This is a genomic window from Streptomyces sp. NA02950 (assembly GCF_013364155.1).
In the GTDB taxonomy this organism is placed as follows: Bacteria; Actinomycetota; Actinomycetes; order Streptomycetales; family Streptomycetaceae; genus Streptomyces.
In genome coordinates this window covers 5827733-5852869 of record NZ_CP054916.1, presented here as the reverse complement: position 1 = coordinate 5852869, position 25137 = coordinate 5827733, and the positions used below count along the sequence as shown (strand labels likewise).

Here is a 25137-nt window from a genome sequence, read left to right as displayed (position 1 = left end):
CATGCTTACGCTTCAGCGCATGGCCGAGAACGACAAGCCGACTCCCGACGACGAGGTGCGGGTGCTCGACCCGCGCTCGCTGCGAGGGCTCGCGCACCCACTGCGGATGCGCCTGCTCGGCGCGCTCCGCGAGTACGGACCGGCGACCGCGTCCCAACTGGCCGAGCGGCTGGGCGAGTCCAGTGGTGCCACCAGCTACCACTTGCGGCAGCTCGCCGCGCACGGCTTCGTCAAGGACGACCCGGAGCGCGGCAAGGGCCGGGAGCGGTGGTGGAAGGCGGCGCACCGGGGCACCCGGGTGGGCACCGACGAGTTCCTCAGCCATCCCGACCCGTCCGTGCGCGGGGCGATGGACACCCTGCTCCACGAGGTGGCCACCACCCACACCCAGGATCTGTCCACCTGGCTCGGCACCCTGCACACCTGGTCCGAGGAGTGGCAACTGTCCTGGGACATCAGCGACTTCACGATGCGCCTCACGCCCGAACTGGCCAAGGAAATGCGCGACAAGGTGCACGAGGTGATCGAGAGCTACCGCGAGAAGGAGGTGGACCAGGACACCGAGAACTCGGCCCGGTTCCGGGTCCATCTGCACGCCTTCCCGCGCGACGAGGACTGACCGACCCCAGGGGGACAGCTGTGTACGGCGACGACATCCATCTGCGGCTGCACCGCATCCGCGCCGAACGCCTCCGGCAGGAGGCCCGGGAAGCGGCCGCGCGCCGCCCGGGCGCCCGCCCACTGCGCACCCGGCTGGGCTGGACACTCGTGGAGGTCGGGCTGCGACTGGCGACCCCGAGGGGACCGCACGCGGGGCTGACGGCACGGCTCGACTACTGACCGAGACGTACAGGGGGGACCATGAGCGACAACGGACGGCGTCTGCTTTCTGCTCTGCGGACTGCCGCGGTTCGCCGTCGCCGCGTTGGTGCCCGGCGTTCCGCCGCTCGCCGTGACGATGGCGGTGAGCGGGATCGCGGCGGGCATGCTCAATCCGATCCTCACCACGGTGACGTACGGGGCCGTACCGGACGAGCTGCGCAGCCGGGTGCTGGGGGCGCTCACCGCGGGGGTGTGGGTGGTGATCCCGCTGGGCGGGCTCGCGGCCGGCTATCTGGTGGACGGGGCGGGGCTGACGGCCGCGTTCCTGGTGACCGGCGGGGCGTACTTCCTGGTGACGCTGAGCCCGCTGGTCTTCCCGGTCTGGCGCGGAATGGACCGCGAGCCCGTGCCCCCGGCGGCCCCGGCCGCGACGGCGCTCAGCAGTGCGGGATCTTCCCGCCCGAGCGCAGCGCCCGCAGAGCCGACACCGCGCCCTTGAGGGTGGTGACGGGAATCAGCCGGAGCCCCTTGGGCAGTTCGGCCTTCGCGTCCGCGCACTCGGCCTTGGGTACCAGGAAGACCGTGGCACCGTCCCGCTTGGCCGCCTGCGTCTTCAGCGGGACGCCGCCCACCGCGCCCACCGTGCCCTTGGCGTCGATGGTGCCGGTGCCCGCGATCGTCCGCCCGCCGGTGAGGTCGCCGCCGCTGCCGTCGCCGTCCAGCTTGTTGACGATGCCGAGCGAGAACAGCAGCCCGGCGCTCGGCCCGCCCACGTCCGCCAGGCGCAGGGTGACCTTGACGTCCCGCGGCGACCGGTGGAGATAGCCGAGCGCCGCGCTGGTGGCGGTGGACTGCGACTTCTCCATCTCCTCGGTGTTGTGCCGCTCGATCTCCTCGGTGGTGCCGCCGACGTAGACCGAGTCGCGCGGCATCACGGCGCGGTCGGTGTCCAGCCAGCCGCCGATCACGTCCTTCAGCCGCACGGTGGCGTCCGGCCCGGTCGCCTGGATCGTGGTCATCCGCAGCTGCCCGGTGGTCTTGCGGGTGCCGGTCCCCGAGACGGTGATCACCTGCTTGCCGTGGTCGGTGCCCAGCACGTTCACGGTGGTGCCCGGCTGGGCGACGGTGAACGGCAGCGGCGCGAACGCGGCGACCGCGAGCAGCGCGAGCACGATCGCGGAGCAGATCATGAGAACGCGGGCGCGGGGGGAGACGGCAGGCATGGGGTGAATCTAGTTGACGCCCGGGACGATCGTGCCGCCGCCCTGACCGATCCCGACGGGCCGGGGCGGCCACCGTACGGAGCCCGACCCGGCCCGGGTGACGGCCCGGCCGTCACCTGAGCGCGTCGGCCACCTCCCGGGCGGCGTCCATCACCCGCGGGCCGACCCGTTCCGGTACGGCGTCGCAGAGCATCACCACACCCACACTGCCCTCTATCCCCGTCACCCCCACCAGCGGGGCGGCCGCACCGCTCGCGCCCGCTTCCAGTTCGCCGTGGGTGAGGGCGTACCCCGGGTCGTCGGCGCGGGCCGCGCGGGCGGCGAGGATCGCACGGCCCGCGGCGCCCCGGTCCAGCGGGTGGCGGAACCCCGCCCGGTAGGCCACGTGGTAGTCGGTCCAGGTCGGCTCGACGACCGCGACCGCGAGGGCCTCGGTGCCGTCGACCAGGGTGAGGTGGGCGGTCGCGCCGATGTCCTCGGCGAGGGAGCGCAGTGCGGGCAGTGCCGCCTCCCGGACCAGCGGATGCACCTGGCGGCCGAGCTGGAGCACCCCCAGTCCGACGCGTGCCCGTCCGCCGATGTCACGGCGGACCAGGGAGTGCTGCTCGAGGGTGGCCAGGAGTCGGTAGACGACGGTGCGGTTGACGCCGAGCTTGGTGGACAGCTCGGTGACGGTCAGCCCGTGGTCGGTGTCGGCGAGCAGTTTGAGGACACGCAGTCCCCGGTCGAGCGTCTGGGAGGTCTCCGCGGTCACGACGCCCCCTCCTCGGTGATGGGTGGGCGGCTCTTCGCGGAGGTGCACCGCCGGTCCCGACGACGGCGCGCGCAGAGGCCGCCGGTCGCGGTGGCTGGTCATGCAAATACGCATCCGGCTGCGCTCCGCGGCGGCGCTGCCACGGGGCGTGTGCGTGCCCGAACGCTAGCGAGCCGGTCCGCTGAGCGGAAGAGCCCGTCCAGAATCCGAGCAGAGCTTTTGGGGGTGACGACTCAGTCGCTCAATGAATTGGGGTGTTTAGCGCCATATGCCCGGATATTCAGTGGTGAGTTGACGGCGAGTTGGCGGTGTTCCGTGAAAGGGGTTGTGAAGGGGCGCGGGGTGGTGCGAACACGCCCCACATCACCCCGACCGACACCCCGACCGACGTTCCGGCCAGTCACCGCATCCGCGTGGCCCACTCCCGCACCTTCTTGATCCGCTCACGGATCTGCCCGGCCGTGGCCTCCGCGCTCGGCGGTCCCCCGCACACCCGGCGCAGCTCGGTGTGGATCACGCCATGCGGTTTGCCGCTCTGGTGGACATACGCCCCCACCAGCGTGTTGAGCTGCTTGCGCAGCTCCAGCAGCTCCTTGTGGGTGACCACCGGCCGCCGCTCGGCCGGCACCTCCAGCAGATCGGCCTCCGCGTCGGGCCGTTTGCGGCTGTGCGCGATCTGTTTGGCCTGCCGCCGCTGGAGCAGCATCTGCACCTGGTCGGGTTCGAGCAGCCCGGGGATGCCGAGGTAGTCCTGCTCCTCGTCGCTGCCGGGGTGCGCCTGCATCCCGAACTCGGCGCCGTCGTAGAGCACCCGGTCGAAGACCGCGTCCGACTCCAGCGCCTCGAAGGGCAGCTGGTCCTGCTCGCCGGTGTCCTCGTCCTGCTGCTTCTCGGCCTCCTCGAGGAGCTTCTCCTCCTCCGCGTACGGGTTCTCCTCCTCGCCGTCCTTCTTCGGCTTGTCCAGGACGTGGTCGCGCTCGACCTCCATCTCGCCTGCGAAGCCGAGCAGCGTCGGAATGGTGGGGAGGAACACCGACGCGGTCTCACCGCGCCGCCGCGACCGTACGAAGCGGCCGACGGCCTGCGCGAAGAACAGCGGCGTCGAGATGGTGGTGGCGTACACCCCGACCGCCAGCCGGGGCACGTCCACGCCCTCCGACACCATGCGGACCGCAACCATCCAGCGGTCGTCGGAGTGGCTGAAGTCCTCGATCCGCTGCGAGGCGGCGGCCTCGTCGGAGAGCACCAGGGTGGCCTTGGTACCGGTGATCTCGCGGATCAGCTTGGCGTAGGCGCGGGCCGACTCCTGGTCGGAGGCGATCACCAGCGCGCCCGCGTCCGGGATGCCCTTGCGGACCTCGGTCAGCCGCTGGTCGGCGGCGCGCAGCACGTTCGGCATCCAGTCGCCGCGCGGATCGAGCGCGGTGCGCCACGCCTGCGAGACGGCGTCCTTGGTCATGGGCTCGCCCAGCCGCGCCGCGATCTCGTCGCCCGCCTTGGTGCGCCAGCGCATGTTGCCGCTGTAGGAGAGGAAGATGACCGGCCGGACGACACCGTCGCCGAGCGCGTTGCCGTAGCCGTAGGTGTAGTCGGCGGAGGAGCGGCGGATGCCGTCGTTGCCCTCTTCGTAGGTGACGAAGGGGATGGGGTTGGTGTCCGACCGGAAGGGCGTACCGGTGAGCGCCAGCCGCCGGGTCGCGGGCTCGAACGCCTCGAGGCACGCCTCGCCCCAGGAGCGGGAGTCACCGGCGTGGTGGATCTCGTCGAGGATGACGAGGGTCTTGCGCTGCTCGCTCCGGTTGCGGTGCAGCATCGGGCGGACGCCGACGCCCGCGTAGGTCACCGCGACGCCGTGGTACTCCTTGCCGAGGGGACCCGCGCTGTACTCCGGGTCCAGCTTGATCCCTATCCGCGCCGCGGCCTCCGCCCACTGCTTCTTCAGATGCTCGGTGGGCGCGACGACCGTCACCTGCTGCACCACATGGTGGTGCAGCAGCCAGGACGCGAGGGTCAGCGCGAAGGTCGTCTTGCCCGCGCCGGGCGTCGCGACCGCGAGGAAGTCCCTCGGCTGCTCCTGGATGTACTTGTCCATGGCGCCCTGCTGCCAGGCGCGCAGCTTGCTCGCGGTACCCCAGGGCGCCCGCCCGGGGAAGGCGGGCGAGAGGTGATGGCTGGTGCTGGAGGCGGTAGTACTCACGGTCTCCGTCGGGCTGGCTCGGCGGCGTCGTTCGGGAACCGCGTCAGCCTACCTGTGCCGCCATTCACGCTTCGGGGTTACACCACGAGACCACCCGAGGGTGGGACCAGGCTCACACCGCGCCCGCGGAGTCTGCGTCGAAGCGGCGTCGAGCGGATGCCCGTTGATGTGGCGGAAGACCCTGGTCGCGCAGCCAGGTGAGCGCCACCGACTCGCCATGTTCATGCGCCTGGACTCTCGCCTACTCGTCCTGACGCCCCGCCGGGGCGGACCGCTCCTCCGGACGACCTGCTCCTCCGGAGGGGGCGGCGAGATCCGGACGGGGCCCGGCGCGCATGCCTGCCGGGCCCCGTCCCCCCGTGGGCCCCGCTACGCCGTCAGCAGCACGCCCGCGTACGAGACCCCCGCGATCACCACCCACGCGCACAGCCCCAGGCCCGCCACCCGTGCCCCCGTCCGGGACAGCGAGGGGAGGTGGACCGCGCTGCCCAGGCCGAACAGGGCGGCGGCGAGGAGGAGTTCACGGACGTCTCCGGCGGTGTCGAGCGCGGCCGTGGGCAGCACGCCCGTACTGCGCACGGCGGCCATGGCCAGGAAGCCGAGGACGAAGAGCGGCACCAGCGGCGGCCGCCGTGTCCCCGCGCCGCCCGCAGCCCCGGCCCCCCCGGTCCCCCTGCCTCCCTCGGCCGCGGTCCGGCGCGCCCGCGCCGACAGCGCCAGTGCCGCGACCAGCGGTGCGAGCAGCGCCACCCGCACCAGCTTGACCAGCACCGCTTCGTTCAGCGCTCCGTGCCCGGCGGTCTGCGCGGTCGCCACCACCTGGCCCACGTCGTGCACACTCGCGCCCGCCCACCGGCCGAACTCCGCGTCGCTCAGCCCCAACGGATGCTGGAGCAGCGGCAGTACGGCGATGGCGAGCGTGCCGCACAGCGTCACCAGCGCCACGGAGGTGGCCACATCTCGCTCGTCGCTCTCCGAGACCTCGCTGACCGCGCCGATCGCGGACGCGCCACAGATGGAATAACCGGTGGCGATCAGCAGCGGCTGGTCCCCGCGCAGTCCCATCCGGCGGCCGAGCCACCAGGTGCCGAAGAACGTTGCCGCGACCACGCCGAGCACCATCGCCACCGTGGCCCAGCCGAGGCCGAGCACGTCTCCGAGGCCGAGCCCGAGACCCAGCAGCACGATGCCCAGCCGCATCAGCCGCTTCCCGGCGAACGAGAGCCCCGCGCGGCACCCTCCGCGCACCAGGCCCCGCACACCGGGCAGATGGGCGGCCGTGATGCCCAGCACCACGGCCGCGGTGAGCAGGGGAACGGCGGGTACGAGCCAGTGGACGCACCAGGCGACCGCGACCCCGGCCGCCGCGAGCCCGAGGCCGGACGCGGGAGCGGGCAGCCGACGGCCCGGCGCGGCGGACGCGGCGGATCCGGCGGACGCGGCGGATCCGGCGGACGCAACGGCAGCGGGCGCGGTGTTCACGCGCCCGGCGGCCCGCGCCCCCGTCAGCGCCATGCCGTCACCACACCATGGGGCAGGCGGGAGGAGCCGCGCGCGTTCACAGCTCGTCCTCCGTCGGCAGCTCGTACACCCGCCGTACGCTGCTGCCCAGCCGCGCGATGTCCGCGCCGTAGACATGGATCGAGATCGCGGTGGCCCCGCAGGCGTTCCACACCCTGTGGATATCTCCGGGTGGCGCAAAACCGCAGACCGACCCCCGCGGGTTGACCACGTCCTTCTCCGCGACCAGCCGTGAGCTCAGCCCGTCCGGCACCAGCCGGTAACGCCGCTCGTGCTCCTCGCCCTCGTGGACACCGGTCACACACCAGGACACATGGTCATGGATGGAGGTGCGCTGGCCGGGCAGCCAGACCAGGGCGACGATCGAGAAGCTGCCGTCGGGTTCGGCGTGCAGGATGTGCTGGCGGTAGCGGTCGGGGTGGCCCTCCCGCTGCTCGGGGGTGAGCAGATCGGCCGCGCCGAGGAAGGGCGCGAGCCGTTCGCCCACGAGATAGGCGGTCACATCGGGCGGCAGGCCGCGTCCGACGGCCTCGCGTACGCCGTCGACGAACGCGCCGAGGCGCGCCGTGACGCGGAAGACGGTGGGTTCGGTCGGCGTGGTGGTCATAGCCGCAGCGTCCAGCCGCGCGCTCCATCACGTCCAACGACGATCTCTTCACCGCCCCCCAAATTCCGCTTATGGACGGCGGGTTACGCCGAGGAAGCACCAGCGGGAAGAGGATCAGCAGCCGACCCGGTTCCCCGCCACCGTCTTCAGCTCCTCCAGCACCCGCGCCGTCGCCGGGATCTCCAGATGCTCACGCAGGACGTACGCCGAGACGTGGCGGCGCGAGGCGGGGTCCAGCGCGCGCCCGGTGACCTTCCGATGGCACAGGAAGGACAGCACCAGCCCCGGCATCATCGCGACCCCCAGGCCCGCCGCGACCATGCTCTGCACCACCAGATTGTCGTCGGTGGTGAAGGCGATGTCGGGGGCGAAGCCCTGCTCGGCGCACTCGTGCAGGAAGTTGGCGCGGCAGCGCAGACATCCGGCGATCCAGCGCTCCTCGCTCAGCTCGGCCAGCTTGACCGCGCGCCGCCGGGCCAGCGGATGCCCGGTCGGCAGCAGCACCGTCAGCTGGTCCTCCAGCAGCGGGATCTCGACCAGCTCGGCGGGCACCTCCTCGTGCAGCCCGGGGTAGGTGAAGGCGAGCGTGATGTCGCACTCACCGCGCACCACCCGCCCCAGCGACTCCGGCGGCTCCTCCTCCAGCAGCTCCACCCGTACCCCCGGGTGGGTGGCGGCGAGCCGGGCCAGGGCCTCGGGGATGAGGGTGGCGTTGGCGCTGGGGAAGGCGCACACCCGCACCCGGCCCGAGCGCAGCCGGGTGATGGCGTTCATCTGCTGCTGGGCGGTGGAGATGCTGGACAGGATGGTGTCCGCGTGCCGGGCCAGGGTCTCCCCGGCCTCGGTCAGCCGCATCCCCCGGCCGACCCGGATGAACAGCGGGCTGCCGACGGCCCGTTCGAGCGCCTTCATCTGCTGGGTGATGGCGGGCTGGGTATAGCCGAGGGCACGGGCGGCCGCCGAGTAGGAACCGGCGCTGACCACCTCGTGGAACGTCTTGATGTGCCGGGAATCGAACACCCTCGCATCATAGGCGGAAACCATAAGCGCGATTTGGGTTGCCGGAAGATCACCCCCACGGTCGCTTTTGAGTCACCGATCACCCCCGATGGCCGGTGTCCTCACCCCGGGCGGCCGATGACGGGTGTCACCGGGATTCCCGGAGGATGCCCCGGCCTTCAGGCCGGGGAGGAACCCGGTTTCCCGCGGAGCGGGGGAGGAGGAGCCGGATCGCCGCCGGGCGATCGGGCGTCCGCCCGGGGAGCGGCGAGGGCGGTCTCCAAGAGGTGGAGGATCTGGGAGTCCAGGACCGCCGGTCCGCAGCAGCGCGGGCGGTCACCCGTTCGAGTAGGTCTGCCGGAACACGGACCGAGACAGAAACCATGACGCTACGTTGACGGCATGACGACGCCAGGTGAAGTCGACGGGGCTGGGTACGCCCGGTACACGTACCGGCTTCGCGTGTCGTCGACCTCTGGTGCGGCGCTGCTGGCGGAGTGGGGCCGGTGCCGGTGGATCTGGGCATAAGACCTCCGGGAGCGCCGCTCCCGGAGGCAGCCTGAGCCAGGAATCCCCTCCCGTCAGGGAGAGGAGCAGTCAAACGCCCCGGTGTCTTCGGGCTGATCCGGGGCTCTTCGGGCAAGCTGACCTCATGCCGCACTACACGTCGTACGACAACACCGAGCTGGCCTATCGCGTCCTGGAGGCCCGGGACGGCTCCGCGCGGCCGCCGCTCATCTGTCTGGCCGGAGGGCCGGGGCGGGACGCCGCCTACCTGGGCGACCTCGGCGGGCTCGACGCCCATCACACGCTGATCGTCCCCGACAGCCGCGGCACCGGGGACTCCCCTCCGGCCACCGACCCCAGCGGCTATTCCTTCCCGGGGCTGGCCGAGGACCTGGAGGCGCTCCGCCGCCATCTGGGGCTGAGCCGCTTCCCGCTGCTGGCACACGACGCGGCGGCCGCGACGGCGCAGGCGTACGCGGCCGCACACCCCGAGCACCTCACCCATCTGGTGCTGGTCTGTCCGGGCGCCCGGCTCCAGGGCGAACTGCCCGAGGACGCCCGCGAGATCTTCGAGGCGCGCGCGGACGAGCCGTGGTGGCAGGAGGCGTACGTCGCGGTGCAGCTGCTGCCCGACACCACCGACTTCGGCGAGGTGCGCAGACTGCTCCTCCAGGCCGCCCCGATGGCCTACGGCCGCTGGGACGAGCCCCAGCGTGCCCATGCGGCGGCCGAGGGCGAGCAACTCGGCCCGGTGCCGCGCGCCGGCTTCTGGCAGGGCGTCGACGAGGCGGGGCGCCGCGCGGTGCTGGCCCGGCTGCGCGAGGTGGCCTGCCCGGTGCTGGCGGTGACGGGGGACAAGGACGCGGTGACCGGTGTACGGGCGGGGGAACTGGTCGCGGAGTCCTTCCCCAACGGCCGGTCGCAGCCGCTGCACGGCGTGGGCCACTACCCGTGGGTGGACGAGCCGGATCTGTTCCGCCCGCTGGTCGAGGACTTCCTCGCGAACCGTCCGGCCCGGCCGTAGGGGGGCCGGGGCGCCCACTGTGAACGCGGTATGTCAGTCGCATGGCAGCCCCGGCCGAACCATTGCTGCCCTCCGACCCCCGCCCTACCGTCGAAGAACAGGCACGACATTGGCCGTGTGCCCGAGTGGTTGAGGGACTCGCCTGCAAAGCGAGTTACGCCGGTTCGATTCCGGTCACGGCCTCTACTGCCTTGAGCAGGCAAGGTGAAGGGGCGGTCCCGAAGGGGGCCGCCCCTCCGTCTTCCGTGCCCGGCCGGGGCGACCGGCGAGCTGTACGCGGCCGGGGCGCAGCTCGCTCTGGGCTATCTCAACCGCCCCTCGCCGACCGCCGAGCGGTTCGTCCCCGACCCCTTCGGCCCGCTCTTCGACGACCCCGGTGCCCGGATGTACCGCACCGGCGATCTGGCCCGCCGCCTTCCCGACGGCACCCTTCGACGGCGATCTGCCGCTGTTCACGGCCGACGAGGAGATCCCGGGCTACCGGCGCGACCCGCTGCACCTCCCCGGCGCCTGGCGGCCGCATGTCGGCGGCCGCCTGTGGGTGCACGGTGTCCCGGACCACCACTACCGGATGATGCGGGAGGAGTCACTCGCCCGGATCGGCCCGGTGCCGGCCGCCGCGCTCGACCGCGCCCGGAGCTGAGCGGCCCGGCCGGGGCCGTCCTTGGGGCCGCTCCCCCGGGGGCGGCCCCGGTCCGGGAAACAGTTTGCTGGTCACCGAACGGATCGTGATCTACCGTCGTGGCCCATGAGCATCCGTTGCACGATGAAAGAGTCGGCGTGACACCGTGGGAAATGGCCGCCGTCTTCGCGGCGGGTACCGGCGCGGGCGCCATCAACACCGTCGTCGGCTCCGGGACGCTGATCACCTTCCCCGTTCTGCTGGCCACCGGTCTGCCGCCCGTCACCGCCACCGTCTCCAACGCGCTGGGCCTGGTCCCCGGCTCCGTCAGCGGCGCCATCGGCTACCGCAAGGAGCTCACCGGCCAGGCCCGGCGCATCCTCAGGCTCTGCTCGGCCGCCCTCATCGGCGGGCTCGCCGGCGCCACCCTGCTGCTGGCCCTGCCCAGTACGGCCTTCGAGATGATCGTGCCCGTGCTGGTGGGCCTGGCGCTGGTCCTGGTCGTCCTCCAGCCGCGGATCAGCCGGGCCGTACGCGAGCGCCGGGAGGCGGCGGGCGGCCCGCGCCATCGGGACGGCGGCCCGCTGCTGTTCGCGGGTCTGACACTCGCCAGCGTCTACGGCGGCTACTTCGCCGCCGCCCAGGGGATCATCTACATGTCCCTGATGGGCATGCTGCTCGACGAACCCCTGCAACGCCTCAACGCCGCCAAGAACGTCTACGTGGCCGTGGTCAACACCGTCGCCGCGATCTTCTTCCTCTTCGCCGCCCACTTCGACTGGACGGCCGTCGCCCTGATCGCGGTCGGCTCCGCCCTGGGCGGGCAGATAGGGGCCGCGGTGGGCCGCCGCTTCAGCCCGGCCGTACTGCGCGCGCTCATCGTGACGGTGGGCACGGTGGCGATCGTGCAGCTGGTGGTGCGGTGAACGCGCCCCGCCCGGGAAGACGATCCCGAAGCGTCACCGAACGCACCGATGCCGTCACGCTTTGCTGAACGACGCACATCACATCCACACACAGGCATCCGTCCCGCGAACGGATTTCGCCGATGGGCCATCGCCGGTCACAATTCAGCCAGGCGACCCATCTCGTTCTCCTGCTCTCGATACGCAGATACGCAGGTGCACAGGGTGGGCGCCTTCGAATGTGGAGAAGGAGATGAGCTCCCAGCGAGGAGGCACGTAGTTGGAAGGAAGGCTGGCCATGATGTTGGACGCACGTGACGAAGTGGAGCGGTTCATTCTGGGTGACCGGTTCGCTTGCCTGGCGGGACGCTCCGCCTGGCGCAAGGGTGGCATCACCCATCGTCACTACGACCTGATGGGATCCGAGGATTCGGCCCGGCTGATGGCACTCGATCTCGCGGATTTCGTGGACTCGGCGGACTGGAGCGCCAAGTCGTTCACGAGTTTCATCGCGACCTTCGAGCAGCCTCGCGGGGTGGACGAGCTCCGGTTCGAGGAGCTGCTGTGGGAACAGCTCCAGCTGCTCCACGAACAGGACGCCCGGTCCTATCGCTGGGCCGAGGGGTATTCGTCCGATCCGCAGGCTCAGGAGTTCGCCTATAGCGTCGCCGGTCATCCCTTCTTCGTCATCGGCCTCCACGAGACCCATCGCCGCTGGGGCCGCCGTCCTCCGTTCCCGATGCTGGCCTTCAACTCGCATGAGCAGTTCGACCGCATCAAGGGCGCCAACATGTGGGACCGGCTCGCGGAGAAGATCCGCAAGCAGGACATCCAGCTCCAGGGCGACATAAACCCCAACCTGCTCGAGTACGAGCAGCTCTCCGAGGCCCGCCGCTACTCCGGCCGCCCGAAGCCGGCGGACTGGCAGTGCCCGTTCGCTGCCCGCGAGGGCGAGCGCGAGCCCGCGCTGATGGGTCCGGCCCCGGCCTGAGCGAGTGTCTCTGTCACCGGCGGGCGGATGGCGCCCGCCGGTGACAGACAAGGCACGGGCTCAGCGGTGCGAGGCGTAGCCGAGGAACGCGGTCCAGGCGGCCGGGGTGACGGCGAGCCGAGGTCCGTCGGGGATCTTGGAGTCGCGGATGTGGATACTGCCGCAAGGGTCGGCGGCGACCTCAACGCAGTTGGGACCGTCATTGCTGCTGTAGCTGCTCTTGATCCAGGCAACTTCGACGCATTCAGGGCCGTCGTTGCTGCTGTAGCTGCTCTTGATCCACTCGCCTGACTTGAGGGTCATGTCTCTCCCCGCAGTTTCTCGATGAAGGCCAGAGACTCACGCGGCGTGAGGGCCTGCGACCGGATGATCCCATAACGCATCTCGAGGATCTGGACCTCTTTGGGTTCGGAGATCAGGCGGTTGGACAACTGGGCTTCCCAGTGGCCCACCGTTGCGCCGTCCTTGATCTTCAGCAGTTGGAGCTGCCCGCCCATTCCGGCATGGTCCTCTCGGTCTGTCGGCATCACCTGGATCTCAACGTGCCTCAACTGGCCGAGTTCCAATAGGTGTTCGAGCTGACGACGCAATAGCATTCTGCCCCCGAGCGGGCGAGTCAGCGTCACCTCTTCCTGGACAAAGGTCAGCAGGGGCGCGGGACGCCATCCAAAGATCTCCTGCCTGGCCAGTCGTGCCGCTACGTAGCGCTCAATCTCCTCTTCCGCCAAGGACGGTCGTCGCATCTCGTAGAGGGCACGGGCGTACTCGGGTGTCTGTAACAGCCCATGCACGTTGTGGTTGGCGTACGCACCCAGCTCGACCGCCTCGGCCTCCAACTTCGCCAGATCGCGCACCTTCTTCGGATACCGCGCCTCCGCGACATCCTTCTTCATCGCCGAGATCTTGCCGCCTGCCCCCAGCACCTCATCCGCCTTGTCCAGGAACCCGACGCTGGGGATCCGCCGGGCCCGTTCGACGGCCGAAACCTGTTCCTCTCCGTAACCGATCGCAGCGCCCAACTCCGCCTGCTTCAGCCCGGCCGCCTCGCGCCAGAGCTTGATCTGACGGCCGACCGCCCGCAGTACAGCCGCGCTCTCCTCGTCCTCCATACCGGCCCACCTCCCGATCGAGACCCACCCACCCGACGCCGTCCGGACATGGCCGGACAACCAGCGGACAGTCACCGTCCGTATCGACGTCGCTACTTTTCAGCCTAGGCACAGACGGCCACTCTGAGTGACGTGAGCCAACGAATCACTCGAACCGACACCTCCGTTTCGCACTTCACCGTGCTGCTCTCCGCCACCCGCAAGGGCGCCCGGCTCGGTCGGTCAATGGCCTCCGAACGGCTCGTCACCTGGGGGCTGCCGGTCGAGAACGCCGCGCTGGTCATCGCCGAGCTGACCGCGAACGCCGCGCTCCACGGCCGGGTCCCGGGACGGAACGTCCGACTGACGCTCAAAGTCGTGGGTGACACCCTCCGCATCGAGGTACGCGACCCCTGCACCGACCGGCTGCCCGCCGTGCGCCGCAAGCCGGAGGAGGAGGCCCCGGGCGAGTCCGGCCACGGGCTGCTGCTCGTCGAGGAGCTCGCCGACCGCTGGGGCGTCGTCCCGGGCCTGGTCGGCAAGACGGTCTGGGCCGAGCTGACCGTGCATCGCCCGGGCACCGACCGGATGTATGCGACATCGGCTACCCTTGTATGAAGCCCATGTCATGGAGGTGCACGATGTCAGCCACCCAGATCGACATCGACGACGACGCCCTCGCGGAAGCCATGCGGCTCTCCGGCGCCAAGACCAAGAAGGAGATGGTCAACCTCGCCCTGCGTGAATACGCGGAGCGGCGCTCTCGCACCGAGGCGCGGATGCGTCATTTCGAAGAAGCCCAGCACTGGGATGACGAGGAGTTCTGGCAGCGCCACGCAGCCGAGAAGGGCACAGCGGTGGACGGGCCGAGCACGGAGAAGGGTGCCGCCTGACCGTGATCCGCTACCTCGCCGACTCCAGCGCTGTGTGGCGCCTCCAACGGGATCGGAAGCTCAACGATGTCTGGGGGCACGAGCTCGAGGAAGGAGCGATCGGTTCCTGCGCTCCGCAGCGCACGGAGTTCCGGCAGTCCGCGCGGGGTCTCGACGAGTTCGACCGGATGACGGACATGTTCACCGATCTGTTCCCGGACGTCTCCGTCCCCAAGGCAGCGTGGCGGTGGATCGAGGTGGGCCAATACCGCCTCGCCCAGCGGGGCCAGCACCGGAGCCTGTCCGCGATCGACTGGTTGATCTGCGCGACGGCGGCCCACCATGGTCTGGTCGTCCTGCATGACGATGCGGACTTCCGCGCCGCCGCGCATGTGCTCCCCGATCTCGCGGAACGCAGCGTCTTCACCACCCCTGGCTGAGGCCCTGGCCCCAGCGGCCCCAGAAGACATCGCTCTCGACTCCAGAGGGCAGCTATCACCACGGCTCACGGACCTCCTCCACCGCCTCGCGGACGTCCGGGTGCGGGTCGTCGGCGAGGCCGTCCAGCAGCTCGCTGACGCCGGGGGTGGTCCAGCGGCCGACCGCCCACACCAGTTCCTCCCGCACCGTGGGGTCGGGATGGGCGGCGAGGCGGGCGAGTTGGGCGAGCGGGCCCCGGCGGCGCATACCGAACCAGTGCAGTACCTCCCGCAGCGCGACGGGGTCTCCGGGGGTGCCGGCCGCGGTGATCCGGGCGAGCAGCACCCTGGGCGGTGGCGGTGGGCCGTCCAGGGGATGCGGCAGCCGCTCGCGCAGCCGCCGCGATCCGTAGCCGCCGCGCACCCGGCATCCGAAGCAGGTGCAGGGGCGGACGCCGTGCGCGTCCGGCTGGTACCGCCAGCCGACGACCTGAGGCGCGGTCCGAATCCGGTGCACTTCGCGCGGCCGGATCGCCCGGGGCACGAACACCTCCCATCCGCGCGGATCGTCCAGTGCCGCGATTCGCCGGACCGCCTCGGCCGCCGGGGCGGTTTCCTGGGCGTCACGCGCCCGGTCCCGGTAGTGGCCGACCAGAACGGGCTGGGCGTCGTCCAGTCGCACATGGACGGCCACCAGCCCGCCCCGGCTGCCGAACCGGGCAAGCTCGCGCAGCCATTGGTGGGTGACGGTGTACGACGGCAGCACCGGGAAGCAGTACACCCCGCGCGCACCGCCCTGCCCGTGGGCGACCGCACGGATCCCGGACCGCCGGACGCGCGGCGCGTTCGCCGCCGACGTCAGATGCACGAACATCGCCATGGCCGGAATGCTAGGCGCCCGGTGGAATCGACCCTCTGGTGGGGACGAGCCCGTTCACCAGGTCACGGCTTCCGGGGCGTCGCTCTCGTCCATAGCGGCGGCGAACTGAGCGCTGGTCGGCGCCGGATGGCGCAGTGGGCGCGGCGGCATCATATGCGGCGCGGGGCAACAGGAACACGGCACTTCGCAACCCCCCAGGGCGGGGATGACGACAGGTTCTGGCGGGGCGACGCGGCCGGGAAGGATCGGCGCTGACGCTACTGCCCTGATCCACAACCCCCCGGCCCGGGAGAGGTCGCTCTGGCACGATGACATCATGGACTGGGGCTGGGACCAGGAACCGCATCCGCTGGCCAGGCGCCGAGCGGACAACGCCGACGTCGAGGCCGACAGGCTCCCCGAAGTGATCGCTCTGCACGAGCAGGGGTGGTACTCGGACCTGGGCGGAGCCTGGGATTTCCTGCCCTGCCTGTGGCCCTCCGAGCACCGTGCCTGGGTGCCCAACCGCTCCACGCACTACGCGTGGGAACAGTGCATTGATCACTCCGCCGACCCTCGCGGCGCAGAGCAGCCTCGACGGCGGATCCGGTGGACCCCGGCCCTGCTCGCCGAGCAGGAAGAGGAGGCCAACGCGGAGCTGGAGGACGTCGGTGTGCCCACGCCCCGGCCGGTCGGAAGGATCTGGTTCCTGCGTCCGTTCGCCGGGTTCACCTCGGTCGAGGACATGCTCGGTCACCTGAAACACACGGCGCAGTCCCGGGGGGTGCAGCCGATGCTCAGCGAGCGCTTCGTCGCGCTGGTGACGGAAGAACTCCGCAGGCTGGCCGCCTAGATGACGAACCTCCAGGAGCCAGTAACGGCTGCTACGCGCCGCCTCCGCCGCCTGCCGGACCTCCGGGTGCGGATCGTCGGCGAGGCCGCCCGGCAACTCGGTACATCGCCAAGGCCGGATGCTGGGCGACCGGTCGACTCGATCATCCCGCTGGGGCCAGCCTGGTCACCAGGTCACGGTTTCCACGGCACCTGGTAGTACCGGCACCTTTCGCTGACGTTGCACGTGTTCCAGCGGCCGGTGTGCAGAACCCCGATCTTCCACAGGCCCTCGTGTGCGTGGACGAAGAACTCGCCCTGCTCGTCGTCGTGGTGCCTGCGCCCGTCCCGCAGCAGGTCCTCGTTGGAGGAGTAGCGCCGGGGTGACGGCCACCAGGTGCGCGTCGACCCGAGGTTGATGGAGGCGAAGTACGCGTAGTTCTTACCGCAGTAGTCGTCCGGACCGCCGCTGATGTTGGTACGGCAGTTGATGGACCACTCACCGGGCTGGATCTCGGGGCCGCTGTCCCAGTCCAGCGCGGTGCGCCAGCGGGGGAACTGTCCGTCGAACGCCTGGCGGAGGATGAGGTCGAAGGTGCCGATGACGCCGTTCTGGTCCCCGTAGGCCACATTGCCCTTGGCCTCGGCGATGAAGTCGTTGATCTTCCGGCCGCAGGTGGTGCCGTTCTCGCACCAGGTGTCGTAGTCGTCCCGTACGTCCTCGCCCGCCTTCGAGGTGGCCGGTGCAGCCGTGGTGCGGAAGTCCTCGGCCACCACGTACGTCTTGTCGGTGGGCTTGCCCTCCCGGTCGGCGGTGACGGTCAGGGTGCCGCCGGTGCAGGTCCATGTCTGCGGGGTCATCTCCTGCGCCCGATCCACACAGGCTTGGATCCCCTCACCGCCACCGCCACCGCGCAGCGGACGCCAGGGCTCCTCGGCCGAGCTGGACGGGGCGAACAGCACCGCGGAGGACAACAGGGCCGCGCAAGGAACCAGGGTTCGCGGTAATCGCATGCTCGTCTCCAGACGATGATCCGGTGGTGCTCCGGACTCGGTCGGACCGAGCATGGCGCCGTGCGATGAGCGTTCGATCAATCTGCACACTTCAACGAACCCACTGACCGCCTCCAGGAGTGATGCCTCAGCGCGCCGCCGCGTCGAGGAGGATCCGGGACAGCTCGTGGGCCTGGGAGAACATCGGCCAGTGGCCGGTGTCCATCTCGACCAGCCGCCAGCGGTCGCTGGTGAGCAGACGGGCGGCGTCGGGGGACGGTTCGGTGCCGTCCAGGAGGCACTTGACGTAGGTGGCGGGCAGCGCCCCGAGGGGGCGGGCGAGGGCGGCGGGCTCGGTGAGGGTGGCGCCGGGGTGCGGTGTGGCGCCGCTGACGAAACGGGTGATCTGCTCGTCGGTGAGGCCCTGGCCCGCGCAGTCGGCGGCGGTGGGCGGGGCCCAGAAGCCGTCGTGGGCGGCGCAGGACGCCTCGACGATCGACCGGCCCTCGGGCCAGCTCGCCACGAACGGCTCGCCGTCCACGGGAACGCTGGCGTCGACGAAGACCAGGCGGGCCAGCCGGTCGCCGATCCGCTCGGCGGCCTGGCCGACCGGGATGCCGGAGTAGCTGTGGCCGACGAGGACGACGTCCCGCAGCCCGCGGTGCTCGATCTCGTCGACGATGTCCCGGACATGGGTCTGCTGTCCGGCCGGAACGCCCCGCTTGTCGGCTAGGCCGGACAGCGTCAGCGGATGCGCACCGTGCCCGGCGGCGCGCAGCTCCGGCACCACGTCGTCCCAGGCCCACGCGCCGAGCCAGGCCCCTGCCACGAGTACGTATTCAGCCATGGCGGCACCGTAGCGCGGGGGTCCGACAACGGCGGTCACCCCGGGCCCGACCTGTCGGCGGCGGATGCTGGAATGCCGCCATGGACCCACGGACCACGCTCACCGCCCTGCGTGACTTCTGCGCCGAACGGCTCGGCCCGGAGCTCGCCGCCCGTTTCGCCGAGCTCGCGCGGCCCGGTTTCGCGCTCACCGAGGTCGGGGCAGGACGAGTGGCACATCGGCGGCGACGGCGGCTGGATGCACTGGTCGATCCCCACCGACGCCCTGCGCGCGGGCGACTTCAGCCGGGCGATCCCCACGCCGGACATCTGGTGACCGGACATCTGGTGACGCCGGAGCGTCCCGTCAGCGCACCGGGAAGCCAAAGCTGTAGCCCTGCTGCTTCAGCCAGGGCAGGACCTGGCGCAGCGCCTCGACCGTCTGGCCGCGGTCGCCGCCCGCGTCGTGGAAGAGCACGGTCGGGCCGCTGGATATCTCGTTCTTGACGGTGTTGACCATGGCGGCGGCGCCGGGCTGCTTGAAGTCCTTGGAGTCCACGTTCCAGCCCAGCGGCCGCATGCCCTGGGAGGCGGCGATCTGACGGCTGTACGGGGTGAACGCACCGCCCGGGGCGCGGTAGTAGAGCGGCTTGACGCCCCCTGACGCCTTGATGATCATTCGCCGGGCGTCGAGGATCTCCTTGGACTGGTAGGCGCGTGACTTGGTGGCCATCGTCGTGTCGTGCGAGACGGAGTGGTCGCACAGCCGGTGCCCGGCCGCGACCACCGCCTTGACCAGGTCCGGGTGGGCCTGGGCCTGCGGGCCGACCATGCAGAAGGTGGCCTTGACGCCGTTGGCCTTGAGCACCTGGAGGACCTGCGGGGTCCAGGTCGGGTCCGGGCCGTCGTCGATGGTGATGTTGACGCCCTTGGAGCCCTTGTCGGAGGCGTGGGCGATGTCCATGTTGACCACGGGGTCGGGCAGTTCGGGGTCCGGCTTGGAGGTCTGGCCCACGATCGGCTTCGGCTTCGGTGCCGCGTTCGGCTCCGTCTCGACGGAGCCGGCCTGGGCGGTCCACACCGCGGCCAGGGCGGCCACCCCCGCCACGCCGACGGCCGCTATCAGCACTCGGCCGTTCGCCCCCATGATCCGGTGCCGTCCCATGTCCGCCTCGCTCCACTTGTCTCCTGTGCCGCTATCGCACCCAGGAGGACGGAGTTGGGGCGGGAAGGGATCCCTCTGTTACGTATCTCGGACAATCGACCGGGCCTCAGCCCCGGTTGACCACCGCGGCCTGTGGCCGGATCGGGAGGCGGTTGACCGGGCGGCCGGTGGCCGCGCGGACGGCGGCGGCCACGGCGGCCGGGGAGGTGACGACCGGGACCGCGCTGGCGGCCTTGGCGCCGAAGGGGGCGACCACGTCGCGTTCCTCGACCAGTTTGACGATCCGGATCTCGGGGACGTCCAGGGCGGTCGGCAGGGCGTAGCCGGTGAGGTCCGGGTGGCGGACCACACCGCGGGAGGTACGGAGGTTCTCGGTGAGCGCCGCGCCGATGCCGAGGGTGACGCCGGATTCGATCCGGGACCGCAGCTGGCGGGGGTTGAGCACGCGGCCGACGTCCTGGGCGACGGTCATGTCGACGACGCGGACGGCGCCGATCTCGATGTCGACGTCGACGACGGCGCGCACCGCGCAGTAGGCGAGGCCGACGAAGGCGTCGCCCTGGCCGGTCTCGTCCAGCGGTTCGGTGGGGTGGGGGCGGCACTGGGCGGTGGCCCAGAGCTCCTTGCCCTCCAGGGCCTCTTCGACGGTGGTGCTGAGCACGCCGTCATAGGAGGTGATCTTGCCGTCGGCGATGGTCAGCAGCTCGGTGGACATACCGAACTTGTGGGCCAGCGGCTGGAGGAGCTGGGTGCGGACCATCTTGGCGGCGCGCTCGACGGCGCCGCCCGAGACCCAGGTGTGGCGGCCGCGCGAGGCGGGTCCGGCGGGGGGCTGGTCGGTGTCGACGGGGGCGACGTGGACCTCCTCGATACCGAGGACCTCCTGCACGATCTGGCGGGCCAGGGTGGTGAAGCCCTGGCCGGTCTCGACGGCCGCGCAGATGACGGTGGCGACCGGTCCGGTGACCTTGACGGTGGCGGTGGAGACCTCGTCGGTGCCCTCGGCACCGAGCATATGGACCATGCCGAGCGCGTAGCCGACGCCGCGGCGCACCGCGCCCGGGTCGCCCGCGCCCTCGGGGCCGCCGGGCAGCAGCCACTCCTCCTCGGGGTCGTCCTCGGGAAGGGGCGGCAGCGGGGCGTCCCGTACGGCCTGGAGCAGTTCGGCGACCGGGGCCGGGCAGGTGACGGTCTGTCCGGTGGGCAGCAGATCGCCGGTGGCCATGGCGTTGCGCAGCCGGATCTCGACGGGGTCGATGCCCAGCTTGGCGGCCAGCTTGTCCATCTGGCCCTCGTACGCGGCGCACACCTGCATGGCGCCCTCGCCGCGGACGTGGCCGGAGGGCGGGTTGTTGGTGCGCACGGCCCAGCCCTCGATGAAGGCGTGCGGGACGACGTAGGGGCCGCAGGCGAAGGAGACGGCGGCGGCGAGCGAGTCGGCGGAGGAGTCCGCGTACGCGCCCGCGTCCAGCAGGATCTGGGCCTCGATCTTCACCAGCTTGCCCTGGGCGTCCGCGTGGTGGCGGTAGCGCAGCAGGGTGGGGTGGCGGTGGGGGTGGCCGAGGAAGGACTCCTCGCGGGTGGCGGCCAGTTTGACGGGGTGGCCGGTGCGCAGCGCGAGCAGGCCGAGCGGGAGCTGCATCCCGGGGTCCTCGCGCTCGCCCATCGCGCCGGGCACACCGGTGACGACGACCTTGACGCGCTCGGGCTCCAGACCGAAGCAGGCGGCGGCAAGGTCGCGGTCGGCGTGCGGGTCGGTGGAGGCGGTGTAGATCTCCACGCCGCCGTCGGGGCGCGGTACGGCGAGGCCCGCCTCGGCGCCGATGGGGGCGGGGTCCTGGCGGCCGATGCGGTACAGGCCCTCGACGACGACCTCGCCGACGGCGTCGGGGTCGCCGAAGCTCAGCGGGATGTGACGGACGAGATTGCCGTCGGGGTGCAGCGGCTCGGCGGCGAACGCCTGCTCGGGGTCGGTGACCGGGTCCAGCACCTCGTATTCGACGGCGATGGCGGCCGCGGCGAGCCGGGCGGTGTCGGGGTGGTCGGCGGCGACGGCGGCGATCGGCTCGCCGTGGTGGCGGACCACGTCCTTGGCGAAGACGGGGCGGTCGGCGACGCGGCGGCCGTGGGCGGCGTCGCCGGGTACGTCGGCGTGGGTGACCACGGCGTGCACGCCGGGCATCCGGGCGGCCTGGGCGGTGTCGACGGAGACGATGCGGGCGTGCGGATGCGGGGAGCGCAGCACGGCGGCCCACAGCAGCCCCTCGGCCCACAGGTCGGCCGCGTACGGGAAGGTGCCCGAGGTCTTGGCCACCGCGTCGGCGGCGGGCAGGGACACGCCCAGGCCCATCGAGGACGGCGGGGGCGAGACGGGGGTACCGGCGGCGGGGGTGGCGGTGACGGCTCCCGCGCCGTCCGCGATTCCGGTCATGATGCCCTTCCGCTGCCGCTGCCGGTTCCGTTCACGCTCCCGTTGCCGCTGATCCCGTGCGGGCCGGGCGGGCCCGCCTGGTGCGGAATGCGGGCCCCGTCCTGGTGGGCGGCGGCCCCGTCCTCGGCGTCCTCGGCCGCCGCCTCGTCGGCCGCCTCGCGGGCGGCGACGACCTCGCGGACGGCGTCGACGACCGGCCGGTAGCCGGAGCAGCGGCAGAGGTTGCCGCAGATGGCCTGACGGGTCTCCTGCTCGCTGGGGGCGTGGTTGCCCTCGAGCAGGTCGTGCACGGTCATCGCGAGGCCCGGTACGCAGAAGCCGCACTGCACCGCGCCGCATTCGGCCAGGGCGCGCTGGACGTCGGAGGGCTGCCCGTCGACCGACAGGCCCTCGACGGTACGGACCTCGGAGCCCGCTGCGGTGGCGGCGGGCACCAGGCAGGAGGCGACCAGCCGCCCGTCGACCTGGACCGAGCAGGCGCCGCACTCGCCCTGGGAGCAGCCGTCCTTGGCCCCTGCGAGGCCGAGCCGCTCGCGCAGCACGTAGAGCAGCGACTCGCCGATCCAGGAGTCGGTCACCGGCCGGTCCGCGCCATTGACGTGCAGGACGTACGAGGCTTGCGGATGTTCGCTGTGGACCGGGTCCGCGTCGGCGGCGTCGCTCTCGCCGGTCGCGTCCGCCGCGTCCGCCGCCGGGGCGTCCGGCTCGGCGGTCCCGGCCGCGGGGTCGGACGGGGCGTCGGCCGGAAGGGGCTCGGCGGGGCCGTCAGCGGCCTCGGAGGCGTCCGCCGGGCTGTCGGCCGGGTCCTCGGTGGGCGCGGCCGTCCCAGGGGCCTCTGGGGCCTCTGGGGCCTCTGGGGCCTCGGTGAACTCGTCCTCGGCCGTGGTCTGTTCATGGCCGTCGGCTTCGGGCTCCGGGTGCCGCGGGGTCTGGTGCCGGGCGCCGTCGGCGGCGTCACCGGCGGGCGCGCCGGTCCCGTCCTCCGGGGCGGCGTGCGGGGTGTGGCCGAGGGCGTCCCGGCCGTGGCTGTCCCCGGCGTGGGTCTCCCCCGCGAACTCGCCCTGCCGGCCCGGCCGCTGCGGCATGCCGGGCGCCGGGCTGCCGTGCGGAGGCGTCATCCGGCCCCCGTGCTGGGGGTCCATCGGGTACTCGCCGGAGTCACCGGGCGCGGGGGCGGGCCAGCCCACCTCGTCGGCGGACGGCCGCCCGCCGGGGGCTCCGGGGGCTCCGGGTACGGGGCTGCCGTGGGGCGGCGTACGCAGCCCCGTGTGCGCGTCCTCGACCGGGAACTCGCCCGAGTCCCCGGGGGAGCCGCGCCAGGTCCGGTCGGCGCCCGGGTCCGCCCCCGGGTCCGCGCCGGGCCGCGCTCCCTGGTTCGCGCCGGGAGGGTTCGCGCCGGGGGCCTGCGACGGTGCGCGGTCCTCGGTGCCGGGCATCCGCAGCGGACGGCGGGCGGGGGCCGGGCGCGGCGCGGGCGCGGAACGGCCCTCGACCACGTACCCTCCGGACTCCTCCGAGCCCTCGGCGGCGGCCGGGATCGACCACTGGCCGGTCTGCCCCGGCTGCTGATGACCCTGCTGGGGCTGACCCTGCTGCGGCTGATCCGGCTGGGGCCGGCCCTGCCGCTGTTCCGGCGCGGCGCCGGTGAACGGCATCCGCCACTCGGCGGTGGTCTGCGGGTCCCGGGGGCCGCCCTGGGCCCCGCCGCCGTACGGCGGGGCGGCCGGGCCGGGGTGGTCGTCGACGCGGTACTCGCCGGTCTCGTCCACCTCGTCGCCCGCGACCGGGATCGTCCACTGGCTGGTGTGCACCGGTGTGCCGGTGCCGTCGTCGGAGGAGGCGGGCACCGGCCAGTCGTCCACCGGCTCCGCGCCCCGCACCGGCCAGTGACCGGTCTGCGGGGCCTGGGGGTTCTCGGCGGGCGTCGGCCACTGGTTCGCGTGGTGGGTGCCGAACGAGTCGGAGTGGCCCCCGTAGCCGTAGCCGGAACCGTCGGTCTCCGCGGGCATGGTCCACTGCCCGGTCGCGCCCGGGTCATGGGCCCCCGGGTCGTGGGCGGGCTGGCCGTGCTCGGGCTGCCACTGGCCGCCCTGCGAGGGCGCGCCGTGGCCGTCCGGTCCGTTGGGGCCGTCATGTCCGCCGTGTTCGCCGGTCACCGGCGGCGGGGTGTAGCCCGTGCCGGGCGCGGCGAGCGGGTCCCAGCTGCCGGTGGGGTCGGACGGGTCCGGGAAGGCGAAGTCGGGCGGCAGCTGGACGAAGGCCGTCGACTCGGCGTCCCAGTCGGAGCCGTGCGGCATCGGCTGCCAACCGCTCCCCGGTTCCGGTTGGTGCGGCTGCTGTTCGTCACTCACGCGAGTGCCCTCCCCAGTGCTCGGCGGGCCAGGGCTGCCACCGTACGCCTCAGGTGAAGCGCGGCGGGCGGCAGGGTGACCTGCTCACCGCCGTCCTCCGCCGGTGCCGGGTCGGGGATGCACGCGGCGGCGACGTACTCGCCGAAGGCCGTGGTGACCTGCGGGTCGAGATGGCCGCGTTCACCGTCCCAGTCGATCAGCGAGGCGACCCAGCGCTCGGCCTCCAGCGGGCGCAGCGGCATCGGCGCGACCGCCCCGACCGCGCAGCGCACTCCGCGCCGGGCCGGGTCGAGCACCAGGGCGACCGAGGCGGTGGCCCGGCCGGGGCCGGTGCGGCCGGTGGCCTTGAGGAAGGTCTGCGGGGCGTGCAGCAGCGGAACCCGGACGAATCCGACGAGTTCACCGGGGCGCAGCATTTCGACCCCGGCCAGCAGATGGCTGACCGGGATCTCGCGACGGGAGCCCTCGGGCCCGGCGATGATGACGGTGGCCTCCAGGGCGGCGAGCACGGGCAGCGCGTCGCCGGTGGGGGCGGCGCTGACGATGTTGCCGCCGAGGGTGCCCGCGTTGCGGATCTGTGGTGGCCCGGCGGCCCGCGCGGCCGCGGCCAGCGCCGGGATCAGCGCGGCGAAGTCGGGGCGGCCCATCCGCGCGTGGGTGAGCCCGGCGCCGAGCAGGGCGTGCCCGTCCAGATAGCGCCAGCCGCGGATCTCACTGATCCGGCCGAGGCCGACGAGCGCGGCGGGCCGCAGCAGGCCGGAGTTGACCGCGGCCATCAGATCGGTGCCGCCCGCGACGGGCACGGCGGCAGGCATGGCGGTCAGTGCCGCCACGGCCTCATCGAGCGAGCCCGGCAACGTCACCGTGTGCGCCGCCTGCGGTGCGTGCGTGGTCAACCCAGCTGCCCCTTCCCCGGTGTCCCGGCTGTTGCGCCGTACGGTACGTGCTCACAGCCCGGACGTGGCAACTCTGGCACATCTTCCGAGCCTGCCGTCACGAGGGTCCGTGATCCGTGGATCCGTCCCTGACCTGGGGGATGGTACGGGTTTACGGCGTTGTCTCCGCCGAGTGTGGATTGCCACGTTTCAGGGACCCTTGTACGACTTGGGCTTGCGTGGGGTCCCACGGTGA

General features: G+C 72.1%; 26 protein-coding genes, 1 tRNA gene and 1 pseudogene. 12 read left to right on the top strand and 16 right to left on the bottom strand.

Going from position 1 to position 25137, the window contains the following annotated elements; all coding sequences use genetic code 11:
- The first annotated feature begins 19 nt into the window (after window positions 1-19).
- From HUT19_RS25560 to HUT19_RS25550, 3 genes and pseudogenes are all read left to right on the top strand, one after another.
- Window positions 20-619 (top strand): transcriptional regulator, encoded by a 600-nt coding sequence (locus HUT19_RS25560; protein WP_254885781.1) that lies wholly within the window; start codon window positions 20-22, stop codon window positions 617-619.
- 20 nt (window positions 620-639) lie between these two features.
- A complete protein-coding gene (locus tag HUT19_RS25555) occupies window positions 640-840 on the top strand; it encodes a hypothetical protein (protein ID WP_176182703.1) in 201 nt (66 codons plus the stop codon).
- 40 nt (window positions 841-880) lie between these two features.
- Window positions 881-1321 (top strand): annotated as a pseudogene (locus HUT19_RS25550) (MFS transporter); the annotation flags it as partial.
- Here HUT19_RS25550 and HUT19_RS25545 read toward each other — a convergent pair.
- The 6 genes from HUT19_RS25545 to HUT19_RS25520 all read right to left on the bottom strand — a co-directional run bounded on the left by HUT19_RS25545 (window position 1260) and on the right by HUT19_RS25520 (window position 8144).
- Window positions 1260-2045, bottom strand: coding sequence for a S16 family serine protease (locus tag HUT19_RS25545; RefSeq protein ID WP_176182702.1), 786 nt, complete (start codon window positions 2043-2045; stop codon window positions 1260-1262). The pseudogene HUT19_RS25550 and the gene HUT19_RS25545 sit on opposite strands and share 62 nt — an antisense overlap.
- A gap of 112 nt (window positions 2046-2157) precedes the next feature.
- Entirely contained in the window at window positions 2158-2799 is a 642-nt protein-coding gene (locus HUT19_RS25540) for an IclR family transcriptional regulator (protein ID WP_176182701.1), read from the bottom strand.
- A gap of 400 nt (window positions 2800-3199) precedes the next feature.
- Window positions 3200-4996 carry a DEAD/DEAH box helicase gene (locus tag HUT19_RS25535; protein ID WP_176182700.1) on the bottom strand — a complete coding sequence of 599 codons (1797 nt, stop codon included), beginning with the start codon at window positions 4994-4996 and terminating at the stop codon, window positions 3200-3202.
- Window positions 4997-5365: 369 nt separating this feature from the next.
- Window positions 5366-6511, bottom strand: a complete 1146-nt coding sequence (locus tag HUT19_RS25530) for a YeiH family protein (protein WP_176182699.1) — start codon at window positions 6509-6511, stop codon at window positions 5366-5368.
- 43 nt (window positions 6512-6554) lie between these two features.
- The gene (locus tag HUT19_RS25525) at window positions 6555-7124 is read right to left on the bottom strand and encodes a cysteine dioxygenase family protein (RefSeq protein WP_176182698.1); all 570 of its coding nucleotides are present in this window, start codon (window positions 7122-7124) and stop codon (window positions 6555-6557) included.
- Window positions 7125-7238: 114 nt separating this feature from the next.
- The gene (locus tag HUT19_RS25520) at window positions 7239-8144 is read right to left on the bottom strand and encodes a LysR family transcriptional regulator (RefSeq protein WP_176182697.1); all 906 of its coding nucleotides are present in this window, start codon (window positions 8142-8144) and stop codon (window positions 7239-7241) included.
- Window positions 8145-8775: 631 nt separating this feature from the next.
- On the opposite strand from HUT19_RS25520, the gene HUT19_RS25515 reads away from it, so the two are divergent.
- The 5 genes from HUT19_RS25515 to gntA all read left to right on the top strand — a co-directional run bounded on the left by HUT19_RS25515 (window position 8776) and on the right by gntA (window position 12172).
- Complete coding sequence (locus tag HUT19_RS25515; RefSeq protein WP_176182696.1) at window positions 8776-9654, top strand: alpha/beta fold hydrolase; 879 nt, start codon at window positions 8776-8778, stop codon at window positions 9652-9654.
- A 111-nt stretch (window positions 9655-9765) separates the two neighbouring features.
- Window positions 9766-9837, top strand: a tRNA-Cys gene (locus tag HUT19_RS25510).
- Window positions 9838-10030: 193 nt separating this feature from the next.
- Window positions 10031-10297 (top strand): hypothetical protein, encoded by a 267-nt coding sequence (locus HUT19_RS43225; RefSeq protein WP_254886301.1) that lies wholly within the window; start codon window positions 10031-10033, stop codon window positions 10295-10297.
- Between the two features lie 137 nt (window positions 10298-10434).
- Window positions 10435-11202: a sulfite exporter TauE/SafE family protein gene (locus tag HUT19_RS25500; protein WP_176182694.1), complete on the top strand. Its 768-nt coding sequence runs from the start codon at window positions 10435-10437 to the stop codon at window positions 11200-11202.
- 277 nt (window positions 11203-11479) lie between these two features.
- Complete coding sequence (gene gntA / locus HUT19_RS25495) at window positions 11480-12172, top strand: guanitoxin biosynthesis heme-dependent pre-guanitoxin N-hydroxylase GntA (RefSeq protein ID WP_176182693.1); 693 nt, start codon at window positions 11480-11482, stop codon at window positions 12170-12172.
- A gap of 60 nt (window positions 12173-12232) precedes the next feature.
- On the opposite strand, the gene HUT19_RS25490 is transcribed toward gntA, so the two are convergent.
- Complete coding sequence (locus HUT19_RS25490) at window positions 12233-12475, bottom strand: DUF397 domain-containing protein (protein WP_176182692.1); 243 nt, start codon at window positions 12473-12475, stop codon at window positions 12233-12235.
- Entirely contained in the window at window positions 12472-13281 is an 810-nt protein-coding gene (locus HUT19_RS25485) for a helix-turn-helix transcriptional regulator (protein WP_176182691.1), read from the bottom strand. The genes HUT19_RS25490 and HUT19_RS25485 overlap by 4 nt, the downstream gene beginning before the upstream one ends.
- 132 nt (window positions 13282-13413) lie before the next feature.
- Here HUT19_RS25485 and HUT19_RS25480 point away from each other — a divergent pair, with 132 nt between their 5' ends.
- From HUT19_RS25480 to HUT19_RS25470, 3 genes are read left to right on the top strand one after another with little or no spacing between them, the layout of a single operon-like run.
- Window positions 13414-13878, top strand: a complete 465-nt coding sequence (locus HUT19_RS25480; protein WP_176182690.1) for an ATP-binding protein — start codon at window positions 13414-13416, stop codon at window positions 13876-13878.
- 23 nt (window positions 13879-13901) lie between these two features.
- Window positions 13902-14153 carry a type II toxin-antitoxin system VapB family antitoxin gene (locus tag HUT19_RS25475; RefSeq protein WP_176182689.1) on the top strand — a complete coding sequence of 84 codons (252 nt, stop codon included), beginning with the start codon at window positions 13902-13904 and terminating at the stop codon, window positions 14151-14153.
- Between the two features lie 2 nt (window positions 14154-14155).
- Window positions 14156-14572, top strand: a complete 417-nt coding sequence (locus HUT19_RS25470) for a PIN domain-containing protein (RefSeq protein WP_176182688.1) — start codon at window positions 14156-14158, stop codon at window positions 14570-14572.
- A gap of 55 nt (window positions 14573-14627) precedes the next feature.
- Here HUT19_RS25470 and HUT19_RS25465 read toward each other — a convergent pair whose 3' ends face one another.
- Window positions 14628-15431, bottom strand: a complete 804-nt coding sequence (locus tag HUT19_RS25465) for a HEAT repeat domain-containing protein (protein ID WP_176182687.1) — start codon at window positions 15429-15431, stop codon at window positions 14628-14630.
- A gap of 316 nt (window positions 15432-15747) precedes the next feature.
- Here HUT19_RS25465 and HUT19_RS25460 point away from each other — a divergent pair, with 316 nt between their 5' ends.
- A complete protein-coding gene (locus HUT19_RS25460) occupies window positions 15748-16263 on the top strand; it encodes a DUF5956 family protein (RefSeq protein WP_176182686.1) in 516 nt (171 codons plus the stop codon).
- A gap of 173 nt (window positions 16264-16436) precedes the next feature.
- On the opposite strand, the gene HUT19_RS25455 is transcribed toward HUT19_RS25460, so the two are convergent.
- The 7 genes from HUT19_RS25455 to HUT19_RS25425 all read right to left on the bottom strand — a co-directional run bounded on the left by HUT19_RS25455 (window position 16437) and on the right by HUT19_RS25425 (window position 24902).
- Window positions 16437-17255: a hypothetical protein gene (locus HUT19_RS25455; RefSeq protein WP_176182685.1), complete on the bottom strand. Its 819-nt coding sequence runs from the start codon at window positions 17253-17255 to the stop codon at window positions 16437-16439.
- A 127-nt stretch (window positions 17256-17382) separates the two neighbouring features.
- Complete coding sequence (locus HUT19_RS25450) at window positions 17383-18081, bottom strand: alpha/beta fold hydrolase (protein ID WP_176182684.1); 699 nt, start codon at window positions 18079-18081, stop codon at window positions 17383-17385.
- A 35-nt stretch (window positions 18082-18116) separates the two neighbouring features.
- Window positions 18117-18404 (bottom strand): hypothetical protein, encoded by a 288-nt coding sequence (locus HUT19_RS25445; protein WP_176182683.1) that lies wholly within the window; start codon window positions 18402-18404, stop codon window positions 18117-18119.
- A gap of 22 nt (window positions 18405-18426) precedes the next feature.
- The gene (locus HUT19_RS25440) at window positions 18427-19224 is read right to left on the bottom strand and encodes a polysaccharide deacetylase family protein (protein WP_176182682.1); all 798 of its coding nucleotides are present in this window, start codon (window positions 19222-19224) and stop codon (window positions 18427-18429) included.
- 106 nt (window positions 19225-19330) lie between these two features.
- A complete protein-coding gene (locus HUT19_RS25435) occupies window positions 19331-21655 on the bottom strand; it encodes a xanthine dehydrogenase family protein molybdopterin-binding subunit (protein WP_176182681.1) in 2325 nt (774 codons plus the stop codon).
- The gene (locus tag HUT19_RS25430; protein WP_254885779.1) at window positions 21652-24006 is read right to left on the bottom strand and encodes a 2Fe-2S iron-sulfur cluster-binding protein; all 2355 of its coding nucleotides are present in this window, start codon (window positions 24004-24006) and stop codon (window positions 21652-21654) included. Before HUT19_RS25430 ends, HUT19_RS25435 begins: the two co-directional genes overlap by 4 nt.
- Entirely contained in the window at window positions 24003-24902 is a 900-nt protein-coding gene (locus HUT19_RS25425; protein ID WP_176182680.1) for a xanthine dehydrogenase family protein subunit M, read from the bottom strand. The genes HUT19_RS25430 and HUT19_RS25425 overlap by 4 nt, the downstream gene beginning before the upstream one ends.
- Between the last annotated feature and the right edge of the window lie 235 nt (window positions 24903-25137).

Coding starts and splice junctions, on each gene's coding strand:
- HUT19_RS25560 (WP_254885781.1), top strand. CDS start 20: ATGGCCGAGAACGACAAGCCGACTCCCGACGACGAGGTGCGGGTGCTC.
- HUT19_RS25545 (WP_176182702.1), bottom strand. CDS start 2,045: ATGCCTGCCGTCTCCCCCCGCGCCCGCGTTCTCATGATCTGCTCCGCG.
- HUT19_RS25530 (WP_176182699.1), bottom strand. CDS start 6,511: ATGGCGCTGACGGGGGCGCGGGCCGCCGGGCGCGTGAACACCGCGCCC.
- HUT19_RS25525 (WP_176182698.1), bottom strand. CDS start 7,124: ATGACCACCACGCCGACCGAACCCACCGTCTTCCGCGTCACGGCGCGC.
- HUT19_RS25515 (WP_176182696.1), top strand. CDS start 8,776: ATGCCGCACTACACGTCGTACGACAACACCGAGCTGGCCTATCGCGTC.
- gntA (WP_176182693.1), top strand. CDS start 11,480: ATGATGTTGGACGCACGTGACGAAGTGGAGCGGTTCATTCTGGGTGAC.
- HUT19_RS25490 (WP_176182692.1), bottom strand. CDS start 12,475: ATGACCCTCAAGTCAGGCGAGTGGATCAAGAGCAGCTACAGCAGCAAC.
- HUT19_RS25485 (WP_176182691.1), bottom strand. CDS start 13,281: ATGGAGGACGAGGAGAGCGCGGCTGTACTGCGGGCGGTCGGCCGTCAG.
- HUT19_RS25475 (WP_176182689.1), top strand. CDS start 13,902: ATGTCAGCCACCCAGATCGACATCGACGACGACGCCCTCGCGGAAGCC.
- HUT19_RS25465 (WP_176182687.1), bottom strand. CDS start 15,431: ATGGCGATGTTCGTGCATCTGACGTCGGCGGCGAACGCGCCGCGCGTC.
- HUT19_RS25460 (WP_176182686.1), top strand. CDS start 15,748: ATGGACTGGGGCTGGGACCAGGAACCGCATCCGCTGGCCAGGCGCCGA.
- HUT19_RS25455 (WP_176182685.1), bottom strand. CDS start 17,255: ATGCGATTACCGCGAACCCTGGTTCCTTGCGCGGCCCTGTTGTCCTCC.
- HUT19_RS25450 (WP_176182684.1), bottom strand. CDS start 18,081: ATGGCTGAATACGTACTCGTGGCAGGGGCCTGGCTCGGCGCGTGGGCC.
- HUT19_RS25445 (WP_176182683.1), bottom strand. CDS start 18,404: ATGTCCGGTCACCAGATGTCCGGCGTGGGGATCGCCCGGCTGAAGTCG.
- HUT19_RS25440 (WP_176182682.1), bottom strand. CDS start 19,224: ATGGGACGGCACCGGATCATGGGGGCGAACGGCCGAGTGCTGATAGCG.
- HUT19_RS25435 (WP_176182681.1), bottom strand. CDS start 21,655: ATGACCGGAATCGCGGACGGCGCGGGAGCCGTCACCGCCACCCCCGCC.